15 protein-coding genes and 1 pseudogene are annotated in these 13,794 nt (G+C 40.8%); 8 read left to right on the top strand and 8 right to left on the bottom strand.

Going from position 1 to position 13,794, the window contains the following annotated elements; genetic code table 11:
- Positions 1-240 precede the first annotated feature (240 nt).
- Positions 241-1,257, bottom strand: a complete 1,017-nt coding sequence (gene galE / locus AN390_RS13115) for a UDP-glucose 4-epimerase GalE (RefSeq protein WP_055254959.1) — start codon at positions 1,255-1,257, stop codon at positions 241-243.
- 188 nt (positions 1,258-1,445) lie between these two features.
- On the opposite strand from galE, the gene AN390_RS13110 reads away from it, so the two are divergent.
- Together AN390_RS13110 and AN390_RS13105 are read left to right on the top strand one after the other, a co-directional pair.
- Entirely contained in the window at positions 1,446-1,937 is a 492-nt protein-coding gene (locus tag AN390_RS13110) for a DUF3016 domain-containing protein (RefSeq protein ID WP_055254957.1), read from the top strand.
- Positions 1,938-2,319: 382 nt separating this feature from the next.
- Entirely contained in the window at positions 2,320-2,811 is a 492-nt protein-coding gene (locus AN390_RS13105) for a DUF3016 domain-containing protein (RefSeq protein ID WP_029773263.1), read from the top strand.
- A gap of 89 nt (positions 2,812-2,900) precedes the next feature.
- Here AN390_RS13105 and AN390_RS13100 read toward each other — a convergent pair whose 3' ends face one another.
- Entirely contained in the window at positions 2,901-3,191 is a 291-nt protein-coding gene (locus AN390_RS13100; protein ID WP_004587953.1) for a hypothetical protein, read from the bottom strand.
- Between the two features lie 82 nt (positions 3,192-3,273).
- Here AN390_RS13100 and AN390_RS13095 point away from each other — a divergent pair, with 82 nt between their 5' ends.
- Complete coding sequence (locus AN390_RS13095; RefSeq protein ID WP_024031488.1) at positions 3,274-3,483, top strand: hypothetical protein; 210 nt, start codon at positions 3,274-3,276, stop codon at positions 3,481-3,483.
- Here AN390_RS13095 and epmB read toward each other — a convergent pair.
- A complete protein-coding gene (gene epmB, locus AN390_RS13090) occupies positions 3,480-4,493 on the bottom strand; it encodes an EF-P beta-lysylation protein EpmB (RefSeq protein WP_055254955.1) in 1,014 nt (337 codons plus the stop codon). The genes AN390_RS13095 and epmB overlap by 4 nt on opposite strands.
- A gap of 41 nt (positions 4,494-4,534) precedes the next feature.
- Between epmB and efp the strand changes: the two genes are divergently transcribed.
- Both efp and epmA read left to right on the top strand, forming a co-directional pair.
- The gene (gene efp / locus AN390_RS13085) at positions 4,535-5,101 is read left to right on the top strand and encodes an elongation factor P (protein WP_004587956.1); all 567 of its coding nucleotides are present in this window, start codon (positions 4,535-4,537) and stop codon (positions 5,099-5,101) included.
- 57 nt (positions 5,102-5,158) lie between these two features.
- A complete protein-coding gene (gene epmA / locus AN390_RS13080) occupies positions 5,159-6,133 on the top strand; it encodes an elongation factor P--(R)-beta-lysine ligase (protein ID WP_055254953.1) in 975 nt (324 codons plus the stop codon).
- Positions 6,134-6,292: 159 nt separating this feature from the next.
- On the opposite strand, the gene AN390_RS13075 is transcribed toward epmA, so the two are convergent.
- Positions 6,293-7,219: a manganese-dependent inorganic pyrophosphatase gene (locus AN390_RS13075; RefSeq protein WP_055254952.1), complete on the bottom strand. Its 927-nt coding sequence runs from the start codon at positions 7,217-7,219 to the stop codon at positions 6,293-6,295.
- A gap of 118 nt (positions 7,220-7,337) precedes the next feature.
- Between AN390_RS13075 and AN390_RS13070 the strand changes: the two genes are divergently transcribed.
- Positions 7,338-7,853 carry a hypothetical protein gene (locus AN390_RS13070; protein WP_004589064.1) on the top strand — a complete coding sequence of 172 codons (516 nt, stop codon included), beginning with the start codon at positions 7,338-7,340 and terminating at the stop codon, positions 7,851-7,853.
- The gene (mutM, locus tag AN390_RS13065) at positions 7,853-8,662 is read left to right on the top strand and encodes a bifunctional DNA-formamidopyrimidine glycosylase/DNA-(apurinic or apyrimidinic site) lyase (RefSeq protein ID WP_055254950.1); all 810 of its coding nucleotides are present in this window, start codon (positions 7,853-7,855) and stop codon (positions 8,660-8,662) included. The genes AN390_RS13070 and mutM overlap by 1 nt, the downstream gene beginning before the upstream one ends.
- Positions 8,663-8,667: 5 nt before the next feature.
- On the opposite strand, the gene AN390_RS13060 is transcribed toward mutM, so the two are convergent.
- From AN390_RS13060 to AN390_RS13045, 4 genes and pseudogenes are all read right to left on the bottom strand, one after another.
- Complete coding sequence (locus tag AN390_RS13060; protein ID WP_004589066.1) at positions 8,668-9,168, bottom strand: DUF3299 domain-containing protein; 501 nt, start codon at positions 9,166-9,168, stop codon at positions 8,668-8,670.
- Positions 9,169-9,181: 13 nt separating this feature from the next.
- A pseudogene (locus tag AN390_RS13055) lies at positions 9,182-10,481 on the bottom strand (ABC transporter permease).
- Positions 10,478-11,176: an ABC transporter ATP-binding protein gene (locus AN390_RS13050; RefSeq protein ID WP_055254948.1), complete on the bottom strand. Its 699-nt coding sequence runs from the start codon at positions 11,174-11,176 to the stop codon at positions 10,478-10,480. Before AN390_RS13050 ends, AN390_RS13055 begins: the two are co-directional and overlap by 4 nt.
- A gap of 11 nt (positions 11,177-11,187) precedes the next feature.
- Positions 11,188-12,258, bottom strand: coding sequence for a CDP-glycerol glycerophosphotransferase family protein (locus AN390_RS13045; protein WP_173644036.1), 1,071 nt, complete (start codon positions 12,256-12,258; stop codon positions 11,188-11,190).
- A 376-nt stretch (positions 12,259-12,634) separates the two neighbouring features.
- On the opposite strand from AN390_RS13045, the gene AN390_RS13040 reads away from it, so the two are divergent.
- Positions 12,635-13,738, top strand: a complete 1,104-nt coding sequence (locus tag AN390_RS13040) for a phosphoribosylaminoimidazolesuccinocarboxamide synthase (protein ID WP_055254947.1) — start codon at positions 12,635-12,637, stop codon at positions 13,736-13,738.
- Positions 13,739-13,794 lie beyond the last annotated feature (56 nt).

Here is a 13,794-nt window from a genome sequence, read left to right as displayed (position 1 = left end):
TTCGATGTGATAAATGATAGCTAATCATTTATCAACGAGAGATACAAGACGCGCAGCTTGCTGGCGTTTAAAGGCAGCGCTTTTACGTTGTGTTAAACCCCTTTGATAAAGCTATGAGAAGCTTCGCTTCTACGTGAGCAAGCTCTACATCTACATTAAAAAAATAGCGCGGTAGCAAAATTGTTTACAGGTGATTTGCCTGCTTGTGAAACAGGCAAAATCTATAAAGTATTTTTTAACTTAGCTTTTATAACCATTAGGGTTATTTGACTGCCAACGCCATGTGTCTTCCATCATGGCATCTATTCCACGCACCGCTTCCCAGCCCAGCTCATTAAGTGCCTTTTCTGGCGCGGCGTAACATGCAGCAATATCGCCAGGGCGACGAGGCGATACTTGATAAGGAACGTCTTGGCCGCTGGCTTTTATAAAGGCGTTAACCATTTGCAGTACAGAGTAACCATTGCCTGTGCCAAGATTATATACAAGTGCGCCGGTATTGTTGGCAATTTTATCAAGCGCTTTTAAGTGCCCCATCGCTAAATCTACAACGTGAATATAGTCGCGCACACCAGTGCCATCAACGGTGTCGTAGTCATCACCAAATACAGCAAGCTGCTTTAATTTACCTACTGCAACTTGGGCAATAAATGGTAATAAGTTATTAGGAATACCATTTGGATCTTCGCCAATTAAGCCTGACTCATGTGCGCCCACTGGATTAAAGTAACGCAAAATAGCAAATGCAAAACGCTCATCTGATTTAGCAATATCTTGCAGCATCATCTCAGCCATCAGTTTTGATGTACCGTAAGGATTAGTTGTGCCACCTACCGGGAAGTCTTCTTTAATCGGTAAGCTTGCAGGGTCGCCGTAAACTGTGGCTGATGAGCTAAATACTAATTTAAATACGCCTGCATCACGCATGGCATCTACAAGTGTTAGGGTACCTTGTACGTTTGTTTGATAGTACTCAACAGGTTTAGCAACCGACTCACCAACTGACTTTAAGCCAGCAAAATGAATCACGCTCTCTATGGTGTGCCTTGTAAAAATGGCATCTAAAAAGCCTTTATCAAGAATGTCGCCTTGGTAAAACGTGGCTTCTTTGCCTGTGATTTGCTTTACGCGTGCAAGCGACTCTTTTGATGCGTTACTTAAATTATCAACAACAACAACTTCGCTGCCTTGCTGTAAAAGTTCTAAAACGGTGTGTGACCCTATGTAGCCTGCACCACCTGTTACTAAAATTGCCATGAATGCTCCGTGGATACCTTTTTTCAATTATCTTAATTTCATCACATATTCTTACTATTTACATGCTTTATTTTAAAAGCGTATTAAAATAGATTAATTAAGTAATGGTTAATAAACTAGTGTTAAACTTGTATGGTCTATTACTGGGCTAAGTCTAAATAATTAGTACTGCCCCTTTGGAGAATGCTATGAATTCAGTTAAAACAATGGCTATGGCAATGTGTATTACATTACCTGCATTTGCACACGCTGGAGAATCTGTAGTTAAGTGGCAAGATTTTAAAGACTACCGCGATGTGCGCGCTTCTAGCCAGGGTAAAGCGTCGTACCACAAACAAATTGCTACTCAGTTCGAAAAACATTTTTCTAAACTGGCCGAGCAATTGCCAAAAGGCTACAAGCTAAATTTAGAAATAACCGATATCGATTTAGCAGGGGATGTACGCTATGGCGGTATGGATGAAATACGCGTAGTAAAACCTATTTATTTTCCGCGCATTAAGCTCAATTACTCGCTAAGCGATAATAAAGGGAGCGTAGTGAGTGAAGAGGACGATGTAGAGCTTAAAGACATGGGCTTTATGGATAAAATTAAAATGGGTCGCGACGAGCCGTTTTTTTATGAAAAACGCTTAATAACCGAATGGTTTGGCGAGCAAATTTTAGCAAGCATTGATTAAATTAAACTTGCCACCAACAATGGCAAGTTACAAAATCAAAATGACTTAAAGTAAGTAACTGTTGCAGACTAAAAAAGCGATTTATAGTTTTCCTTATTAAAATTAGTTTTATCAAGCGGAGCTCAAATATAAGTAGGCTTTTTTATCATTTTAATTATGCTTACTAAGAGAGTTATTAGCTTTTGCATTTCAAGCTGGCAATTAAGAGATTAAATTACTTTGTGATCGTGTTTTTATCAATATAGGGATGTACCCAACTTTACATTAAAAATTTTTGCTGCTAATTTGAACTAATGTCATCAGTGTAAGTGTTCTGGTTTATTGTTTTAAATTGAATGTGCTGTACTTGCGTTGACTTTTGATAGTTCACATGGAGAAGATTATGAAAAGTTTAAAATTACTAACGTTAGTAATGGGTTTAAGTTCTATTGGTATTGCACAAGCTGGTGAGTCTGCAGTTAAATGGCAAGATTTTGACAATTACCGCGATGTGCGTGCAGCAAATCAATCACCAACTTCTTTTGAAAAGCAAATTACTATTAACTTTGAAAAGCATTTTGCGAAGTTAGCTGAAAAATTACCAAGTGGATATAAATTAAATGTAGAGGTTGCAGATCTTGATTTAGCAGGTGCTATTGAGTTTTCTGGCGCTAAAAAAATAAGAGTAATTCAACCATTTCATTACCCACAAATTAAGCTGTCTTACACGGTAACTAATCCGCAGGGTGAAGTTGTGAACCACGCCACAGAAGTGTTATTAAAAGATAGAGGCTATTTAGATAAAATTAAGCGCTCAACCTCTAGATCATTTTATTATGAAAAACGCTTAGTAACTAACTGGTTTCATTCAAAAGTTTTATCTAATATAAGTTAATTACAGTTACAAAATAAATAAAAAATGCCGATAAACATTATCGGCATTTTTTGTATTTGATGTTTACTAAATTAAACTTTAATTCTTAGCTACTTAAACGTAGCGAGCAGGGTAAGTAACTGTTGTAGCTTAATAACCGTTGTTTTAAGCTTTTCTTCATCAAAACCATCTGTGCTTAAGCTTTCTACATCGGCTGCTACATCAAGTACGTATGGCTTAAAGCGTTTAGCTTCAAAACTAAATCCTGCATCAGCGGGGAACAAGGCTTTAAATTTACCGTGGCCTTGTTGCTGTAGTTCATCTAGTTTTTTGTCGGCATCAAGTGCTTGGCGATAAACAATTTTTAAGTTAGCGTTGAGTTGTTCAATTATAGAATCCATGGTTTTCCTAAAGCTTTGTACTGCATTGCCGATATAGTACTTGGATTACATTTAAATGTCAGGTTGATTAAGGCTTATAATGATGAATATATCAGGTGGAAATCTACCCGCTATGTCTAGCTCTGGCCAAGGTGGTGAAGTATATACCGCTGCTTTGTCTAAAAAGCAGCAATTAGCAGATGGCGCAGCAGCACTTGCACTAATTGAAGGTGCTGCCCAGCCAACAAGTGCGCAATCACCGGCTCAGTCGGTTACTGCAACACTGGGTAACAATGTAAATATATACGTTTAAACTAACTTAAGGTCGATAGGTGTTTTGCTTTTTTGACCGCCTATTTCTCTTACTAATTTAGGCACTAAAAATCCAGGCAGGGCTTTTAATAGTTCTGCCATTATTTCTATTGCTTGCTCTTCGTTAATATCAAAGTGGCTTGCGCCTTCAACCTTATCTAGCAAATATAAATAGTAAGGCAGTACGTCTGCATCAAATAACGCCTCGCTTAAATTTATTTGTGCCTCAACGGTGTCGTTCACCTCTTTTAAAATAACTGCTTGGTTTAATAACGTTACGCCTACTTGCTTTAGCTTTTGCATGGCGGCTTTAAACTCGTCATCTATTTCGTTGGCGTGATTTATATGGTTAATAAATATAATTTTTAGCGGTGATTGCTTTAGCCTCGCGCACAGCTCATCGGTAATACGCGCAGGTATAACAACAGGCAAACGGCTGTGTATTCGCATGCGTTTAATTTGAGGTAATTGTTCAAGCTCATCTAAAAACCAGCTAATGGCATCGTCTTTGGCCATAAGTGGGTCGCCACCACTTAAAATCACTTCGTTTATGTTGGCATCTGATTTTATATAGCTCAGCGCATCAAGCAGGCTTTTTTTATTAAGCTGGTTTTCTTGATACGGGAAGTGGCGCCTAAAGCAGTAACGGCAATTTACTGCACAGCCAGTTTTAAACATAATTAAAACACGGGATTTATATTTATGTAAAAGCCCAGGCTGTTCGTTGTCTTGCTCAAGCAGAGGATCTTTATTAAAACCTGTTTTGGTTAAAAACTCTTGATGGCGTGGCATAACTTGTAGCAATAAGGGGTCGTTTGCATCGCCCTTGCGTATTTTTTTTATAAAAGGGACAGGCACGCGTACCGGAAATAAACTGCGGGCTTTTAGGTCGTTTTCATGGGCTTGGCTCGATAAACCGACCATTTCAAGCAAGGTTTTTGGGCAGGTAACTACATTTGCTAATTCTTTTTGCCAGTTTTTATGCAAATTTGCTTCATTTCTTTGTATCATTGGCACGTAGATTACTCGAAAAAAATTAAATAGAGGAAACGATGGCGAATTATAGCACCAACGAGTTCAAGGGCGGCCTAAAAATTATGATGGACGGCGAACCTTGCAGTATTTTAGAAAATGAAATGGTAAAACCTGGTAAAGGCCAAGCGTTTAACCGTGTTCGTATCCGCAAACTTATCTCTGGTAAGGTGCTTGAAAAAACCTTTAAATCGGGTGAATCAGTTGAAGGCGCCGATGTAATGGATACCGACTTAGCGTACCTATACACAGACGGTGAGTTTTGGCATTTCATGAACAACGAAACATTTGAACAAATTGCCGCTGACGAAAAAGCACTTGGCGATGCCGTTAAATGGTTAGTAGAAAACGATGTATGTACTATTACATTATGGAACGGTAGCCCAATCGCGGTTACTCCACCTAACTTTGTTGAGCTTGAGATCACAGAAACTGATCCGGGTCTTAAAGGCGATACAGCGGGCACAGGCGGTAAACCTGCAACGCTTAGCACTGGTGCAGTAGTACGTGTTCCATTATTCGTACAAATTGGTGAAGTAATTAAAGTAGACACCCGTAGCGGTGAATACGTAGGCCGTGTTAAGTAAGCTTGAGTACGGTTTATAAAATCCCGGCTTAAGCTGGGATTTTTTTTTGGAGAAAATATGTCAGCAACACCTTGGGCACCTAGTGCAAGCATAAACACCCTTAAGCAGCGTGCAGCCATACTGAGAACCATTCGTGAGTTTTTTTATACGCGTAATGTAATGGAAGTAGAAACCCCTAGCTTAAGCAGTGCCAGTGTAACCGATGTGCATTTAGCAAGTTTTAATACACAGTTTGTAGGCCCAGGCCACGCTGGTGGCTTGCCACTTTATTTACAAACATCGCCTGAATTTGCAATGAAGCGTTTGCTAGCAGCAGGCTCAGGGCCCATATTTCAGCTTTGTAAGGCATTTAGAAACGAAGAAGCGGGGCGCCATCATAACCCCGAATTTACTATGCTTGAGTGGTATCGCCCTGGGTTTGATGAGTTTGCATTAATGGATGAAATGGATGAGCTAATGCAGCTCATTTTAAATGTAGAGCCTGCAGAGCGTCTTACTTACCAACAAGCATTTGAGCAAGTGTTAGCGCTTGACCCATTAACAGCTACGCTTAGACAATTGCAAACACTTGCCTGCGATCACGGCTTTGCCGATATAGCCGAAAACGAGACCAATAAAGATACCTTGCTGCAGCTGTTATTTTGTATGAAAGTAGAGCCAACTATTGGGCAAACTAAGCCGTGTTTTGTGTATCACTTTCCGGCATCGCAAGCGGCATTGGCACAAATTTGTGAGCATGATAACCGCGTAGCAGGGCGCTTTGAGCTTTATTATAAAAATATGGAATTAGCGAATGGCTTTAATGAGTTAACTAATGCTAAAGAGCAGGCAAAACGCTTTGATGAAGATAACGCTTATCGCGTTGCCAATGGGTTAAACCACGTGCTTATGGATACCCGGTTAATCGCCGCTCTTGAGCACGGCTTACCGCAATGCGCAGGTGTTGCCATGGGTATAGACAGGTTAGTTATGCTAGCCACCGCTAAAGATACAATAAAAGAAGTCATCGCGTTTGATGTAGATAGGGCGTGATGCTTGTCCTGTAGGCGCCATGCTTACTGGCGCGTTGATATAAAATCTATACGCTTTTTCTTTTTGCGTGAGCAAGCTTCACGCCTACCAATAAAAAAGCACCGCGTTTATTGTAAACGCGGTGCTTAATAATGTATGTTTGATTACTGAGTATACAGCTTACAGCTTGGCAAACACGTCTTGTAGTGGTGGTACTACTTGCTTTTTACGGCTTAATACGCCATCTAGCCATACTTTATCTTCGCTCGGCTTTTCACCGTAAGCTTGCTCTACAAGGTTTGCATAATCTGAAGCGATCAGCATTTGTGAGCCTTCTTTCATGATGTCGGTAAGCAGTAAAAATACTGAGTGGCGGTTGCCTTCAATTTTTAGCTTAGCAATATCGGCTTCTAAGTCTGCTTTAATTTCGTCAAACACTGCAAGGTCAATAACCTCTAGCTGGCCAATGCCCACTAGGTGACCGTTCATGTTGAAGTCTTTGAAGTCACGCATTACTAAGTCACGCACAGGGGTGTCTTCAACAGCTGACTTAACACGGAACATGTCCATGCCTAGTTCTTTAAAGTCTTCAATGCCGGCAATTTCTGCTAGTGCTTCTACACACTTAATATCAGCCGTTGTACAGGTCGGCGATTTAAAAATAACGGTATCGCTTAAAATTGCACATAGCATGATGCCAGCAATATCTTTAGGGATTTCTACGTTGTAGAAGTCATACATCATTTTAATAATGGTGTTTGAACAGCCTACCGGACGGATCCAACACTCAAGCGGTGTAGATGACGTTAAATCGCCTAGTTTATGGTGATCGACTACGCCAACAACACGTGCTTGGTCGATATCATCTGGTGCTTGTGTTTTTTCTGTGTGGTCAACAATATATACATCTTCGCCAGCGTAGCTTAATTTAAGCTCAGGTGCTTCGAAGCCAAATTTATCTAGGATAAATTGAGTTTCTGGTGACACTTCACCAAGACGTGTTGGAATTGCTGGCTCATCGATTTGGTTTTTTAAATAAGCAAGTGCAATTGCACCACAAATAGAATCTGAATCTGGGATTTTATGGCCCACTACATACATAGACATTGACGGAACTCCTTTAAATTTGCCGATATTCTACCAAAGTCTGTGGCCTTTAACATATAGACAGTGCAATTAAGTTTTAGTTACACTTTAAAATCTTGAATTTACTGGGTGTATAAATATGCGACTGGGCCGCAAAGGTTGGAACAACGTTATTATTTTTTCGATGTTGATTATGATCTTCTTTTTAAATGGCTGGCATAAGCAGTTTTTAGGGGGCGAAGACGAGCCTACATTACAACCGGTACTGCCATTACAAAGTTTTGTATTAACACTGAGCTTTGTTGATCAGAAAATTGAACGTATTGGTACAAGTTGGCGTACAACCGCATTAAAAGAAAATACGCCCGTGAGGTGGGATGCATCACAGCAGCAATTAGCTGAGCTAATTAACCATTGGCAAACGGCTGCGTTGATGCAGGTAAATGAGTCTGTTGTATTTAATCCAAACTCACCATTGTATGTGGCCACCTTTGAGTTGGCTGGTGAGCGCTTACCATGGGTTTATTTACTGTATAAAGGTAACGGTAAGTATTATTTGTTGGAAAAAAATAGCCAGCGCGTGATGGGGCTTGATTTAGCGACTGCAAAGCAGTTATTTCCAAGTGTTGATTTTTCAAAAAGTGAGTTGCATTAATGCCTGAATTACCAGAGGTAGAAGTAAGTAGACTGGGGATCACCCCGCATGTAGAAAACCAGGTGGTGACGAAGGTAAATATTTATAATGCCAGCATGCGATGGCCTGTGCCCGATGATGTTTATCAGTTAGAAGGGTTGAAGGTAGAGCGAATTGAGCGCCGTGCAAAGTATTTATTGCTGCACTGCGAATTAGGGAGTGCTATTTTACATTTGGGAATGTCGGGTAATTTGCGCGTTGTAGATAAACGCGAGCCGCTTAAAAAGCATGATCATGTTGAGTTTGTTCTTAGTAATGACAAGGCGCTGCGATTAAACGACCCTCGCCGGTTTGGTTGCTGTTTATGGCAAGCACCAGGGGATGTTCATAAGTTACTCTCAAAACTTGGCCCTGAGCCGCTTACGGATGATTTTTTTGCAAAGCGTGTATACGAGCAATCGCGAAATAAAAAAGTCCCCGTGAAGCAATTTATTATGGATAACGCGGTGGTGGTGGGCGTAGGTAATATTTATGCCAATGAGTCGTTATTTAAGGCGAGGATACACCCAAAACGCGAAGCAGGCAAAGTATCGTTAAAGCGATATCAAACCCTGATCCCTATTATTAAAGACACTCTAGCAGCGGCAATAACACAAGGCGGTACAACCCTTAAAGACTTTGCCCAAAGTGATGGCAAACCAGGTTATTTTGCACAGCAGTTGTTAGTGTACGGGCGAAAAGGAGAGCCGTGCGTAACGTGTAAAACGCCACTTGAAGAAATTAGGCTAGGGCAGCGCAGTACGGTGTTTTGTAAGCACTGCCAAAAATAGCCGTGTTATAGCTCAAACGGTGCCACACCGACGGCTTTCATTTTATAGCCCACTTGGGCTATTTCACCAGACCAGGTTTCGGTACTGATAACGCCAGTAACAACAATCGCATCATATAGGCTCTCTATGGGGACGCCGCCTTTTACTGTTACATGAACGATTTGATTTGGCGGCGGGGGCGGTACGTGAATACACGCGCCAAAGTATGGCACAAGCAAAAACTCTGTAATGACTTCACTGTCGCCCTCAAGTGGGACAACAAACCCCGGTAAGCTCACTGATTGGCCATTTAATGCTTCAACCACAGGCGCATCTAGCTCTGGCTGCACCCAGTTTTGTTCACTGCCTTCGTGGTTAGCCTGTGCTTGGGTATCTATTTGTACATGCCCTTGTGGGATTAAGTCTTCCCAAAAAATTTCTTTCGGCGGGTTTGCACTACTGACAAAGCTAATAAGTAGGCAGCTTACTAGCGTGCAGTAATAAAGCGCGGATTTAAAAAGTATCATGAAATTCCTAAAGTTAAGTTTTTATACTCATACCATCGCTAAGCGAATAAAAGTAAGCGCGGGTAGCTGGTATTAAGCCAATTATAAACCCAGCGGCCATAATAACGCCTATTAAAGTGAGTTCATAGTAAGAGAGCATGGCAATATTAACGCTTATGCCTGCATGGCTTTGCAAATAGCTGCTACTGATAAGCATAACGCCATAATACAAACCACAGCCAACTAGGCAGCCTAATAACGTTGTAAATAACGACTCCATGCTTATTAGTGTAAATAGCTGCCATGGCCGTGCGCCGACTGAGCGCAATATAGCAAGTTCTCTTCGGCGTTGATTTAAATTGGCCAGTAGCGTGGTCAACATGCCCAATAAACTGACTAATATAACAACGCCTGAAAACAGTAAGAGTACTTTTTCGACAATGGCGAGCATTTGCCACAGCTCTTTTAGAGTAACTGTGGGCATAATGGCCAGAAGTGGCTCTTTTTTGTATTGGTTGATATTACGCCTAATTTGCAATGTGTATAAAGGAGAATCGAATCCCATTAAAAACGCAGTAATTTGACTTGGCTCACCGATTAGGTTGTTATTCTCATCGTGCTCATCGTGCTCATCGTGCGTGCTCATCGTGCTCATCGTGCTCATCGTGCTCATCGTGCTCATCATTCGCAGAGTGTGAACCACCATGTATTAAATCAATAGCTGCTAGAGGTATGTGTAAGGTTTTATCTACTGGCGTGCCAGTGGCGTTTAAAATACCGATAACAGTAAACGGGTTGTCTTTATGATGATGAAAGCTCGTATTACCCATGCCGTGTGAGATCACTATGTTATCACCTAGTGTATACCCTAAACGGCTCGCTACATCGCTGCCAAGTACCACCTGGTTTAAATGCTCAAACGCGTGGCCTTGTTGAAAACTTAACGTTTGCTTTTTACCAAAGCGATAGTGGGTAAAGTAATCGCGGCTTGTACCTAGTACAGCTTGGCCTTTGTGGCTGTCGCCTAAACTAATAGGAATGCTCCATTTAACACCACGCTGAGCTGCGATGTACTGATAACTTTGCCAGCTCACCCCATTATTTGCGTAACCTATTCTAAATACAGAGGAAAGCAGTAATTGAATATCGCCGGTGCGGACGCCTACAATTAGGTCTGTCCCAGAGATGGTATTACTAAAGCTGGTTTTTGCATCCACGCGAATTCGCTCAATACTTAGTAAAAGCATCACGCTAATGGCAATGGTAAACAATGTGAGCAGTACACTTGCTCGGCGATTTAGCAAACTTTTATAAGCTAACTTAGTCAGGATCATAATTGCTCCTGCAAGCTAACTAGGCTAATTGCACGATTAAATAGCGGTTTTAATGTTTCGTCATGGCTTACAAAAACTAACGTACTGTTGGCGTGCTTAGCCTGTTCGAATAACAGCTTTATAAAGCTTTCTCTATTTGCGGTATCGAGTGCCGAGGTAGGCTCATCAGCAATTATAAGCTCTGGGCTGCCAATAAATGCGCGAGCGGCGGCAACCCGCTGTTGCTGACCAATGCTGAGCGAGGCAACATCTTTACTATGGTAAGACTCACTTAAGCCTAATGCTGTTAATAAGCGTATCGCTTCTTTTTGTAAGCTTGGCTTGGGCTCTGTTGTTTGCTGTAAGGCTTTTTGTTTTCTGCTTTTTGAAAATTCACAGCCAAGCGTGACATTCTCAATGGGTGTTAAATACGGTAATAAATTAAAATTTTGAAAAATATAGCCAATATTCTCCGCTCTAAATACATCTCTTTGCGTATTGCTAAGTGTATTTAAATCACGATTTAAAATACGTATGTTGCCACTACTTGGTGTGTTTATACCTGCCAATAGCGCAAGCAGGGTTGATTTACCGACGCCGCTGGGACCATGTAAAAAAATATGCTCGCCTTTATCAATCCTAAGGGTTGGGATATTTAGCGTAGGCTTGGCATCATTTTTATGCCATTTAAAGGTTACATTATCAAGCTCAATCATACAGTGTGGTGTTACCAACCCCAATAATTTAACATTTTTCTCATTTTAAATTGCCTAATAAGGTTTAGAGGTTTAGGTTTCAATTTATTATCGCTATGCAAAAATTCATTTGTCGCATTAAGTACACGCAGGCTAGATTGTCCATCGGTATAAGGATGAAGCTCTTTAGAGTAGTTGCTAATTGCTGCCATTAGCTCCTGTGGGTATGTAAGGGCGTAATCAATATTTTTTTCTACTTCTGAAGCTTGCGTAACATCTAATAAATGCGGGAAAGGCTGCCTTGTTCTATACGTTACTACCGGTTTATTTTGTAATAAGAACATTTGCAAGACAGAAGAAGTGTCGCACAGCATAACATCTGCAGCTTTAAGTAAAGGCAGTACATTGTCGGTTTCTACAAAAGTTAAGTTTTCATTACTTAAGGCTTTGTATTTATCTACCCACTCCTGTGGCATTTTAGGATGAAATTGCACCAATATTCGCCATTTCCCTTGCTTACTAAAGTGCTTGATTTGCTCATAAAGCCTAGGTGCAAGTGTGAGCCTGTGTGAAAAGGTGGAACAAATAAGTAATGTCGGGCGTGCATCATTGCTTGCATATGGGTTGTCAGCTTGAGCTGTAAATAAGGGATCTAGAGTTGGCCAGCCAGTTTCAGCTACTTTGAAGTGGCCATGCTTTATGGCTGATTTTGCAAACCGTCTGGTGGTATTTGGACCTTGCGTACAATACAGGTCAAAGCATCCTCTGATTGCAAAATGCCCTTTTTCACCATTTGTATCTCTTTTATGAGCATCAAAACCATGAAATACAGCTACTTTTATCCCTGGGATGAATGTAGGTATTAGGTTAGCTGGGGCGAAAGTTGCGTCGGGTTTCCAAGTATGTACATCTTTTATAGAGTGAAGTTGCTGCTCATCATCATCTAAAAAGTCGGGGTTTACTTCATTACCCGCTAAAAACCACCGAACTTCTCCACCATGGGCTAAAATTTGCGCCTGAAGCGGCCTTAAAATAGCGTATGAATAATTTTGCGAAATATACATTAGGTATTTTTTATTTGCGGTCGCAGTTAGGTAGTCCAAGCGTTACTCCTCTAGTTAGCACGCTAAGTTTACCGCATTATTACAGCCATATAAATATTGCGTGGTTATTTAAACTGAGCTCTGGGTAATAAACCTATTTCTAGCAGCTATTTTCAGCGCTAACTGCGTTGAGTTTACTTGCAATAGGCCAGCTATTGACGCGTAAATTCGCCTTGCTTTCATTGAAAATCTTTGGCTAGAGAAAATAAATCTAAATATCAGCATATTACAACACGCCCTAGTAAGTCACTTAACCAGATTCAGGTTATTTAGTTTTCAGTGCTGATTGAGCTTTAGGGTAGGCTGATTTATTATATAGCGCTTATAACCCCATACCATACTTTGCTCTATGAGCATCCCTAACCCCGGAGATAGCATGACTAGCTATAAAGTTTTAGACGTAAACGATGACTTACCCATTCGCACTAAAGGTGCCGTACACAGCGGTAAAGTTCGTTCGGTTTATTGGCTAACAGATGAAGACAGCGCACGCCTCATTAAAGAAAAAAACTATAAAGTTCCGCAAGGAACTGAGCTGGCAATTATGGTTATTTCAGACCGTATTTCTGCTTTTGATTGTATTTGGCAAGGCGAAAATGGCTTAAACGGCGTGCCGGGTAAAGGTATTGCGCTTAACTCTGTTGCATCTCATTGGTTTAAGTTATTTGATAAAGCTGGCCTTGCGGGTAACCACATCGTTGATATTCCACATCCTTATGTATGGATTGTACGCAAAGCAAGTACCGTAAAAGTAGAAGCGATTGCGCGCCAATATATAACCGGCAGCATGTGGCGTGATTACAGTAAAGGGGTTCGCAACTTTTGTGGCATAGATTTACCTCAGGGCTTAACGGCAAACCAAAAGCTTGAAAACGTACTAATAACCCCTTCTACAAAAGGTATTATCGAAGGCGTGGCTGATATTCCACCTGTTGATGATGTGAATATTACGCGCGCTAATATCACTGATAATTTAGACGTATTTAATTTTAAATCGGCAGAGGATGTGACTAAATACGAAAAGCTATTGGTTGAGGGCTTTAAGCTAATTAGTGAAGAGCTGGCAAAGCTTGATCAAATATTTGTAGATACAAAATTTGAGTTTGGTTATGTAGAGGATTTAGACGGTAACCAACAGCTTATTTATATTGATGAAGTAGGCACCCCAGACTCTTCGCGCATATGGGATGGCGCGGCTTACCGAGATGGTAAAATAATCGAAAACTCTAAAGAAGGGTTCCGCCAGTTATTAATTTCTACTGTGCCAGAAAGTGACGTGCTGTTAAATAAAGACCGCATGGATGAGCGTGAGCAGCTTGCTAAAGACTTTATTTTACCAGAATCGGTCATGCTTGAGGTGTCTAACACTTATGTAGGCATTGCCAGTAAAATCATTGGTAAAGAGATTGTAATTCCAGAAGATCCTCGCCAAGAAGTAATTAATATTTTAGATACTGATTACGGTCTTATTGTAAAATAGTACAACTAAAGTATTAAAATAAACAAAGCCCAGTCTTTATTTTTAGTTACTGGGCT

The organism is Pseudoalteromonas sp. P1-11, from assembly GCF_001399995.1.
Taxonomy (GTDB): Bacteria; Pseudomonadota; Gammaproteobacteria; order Enterobacterales; family Alteromonadaceae; genus Pseudoalteromonas; species Pseudoalteromonas atlantica.
The sequence above is the reverse complement of the archived record's forward strand: the minus strand, read 5'-3'. Positions and strand labels throughout refer to the sequence as shown.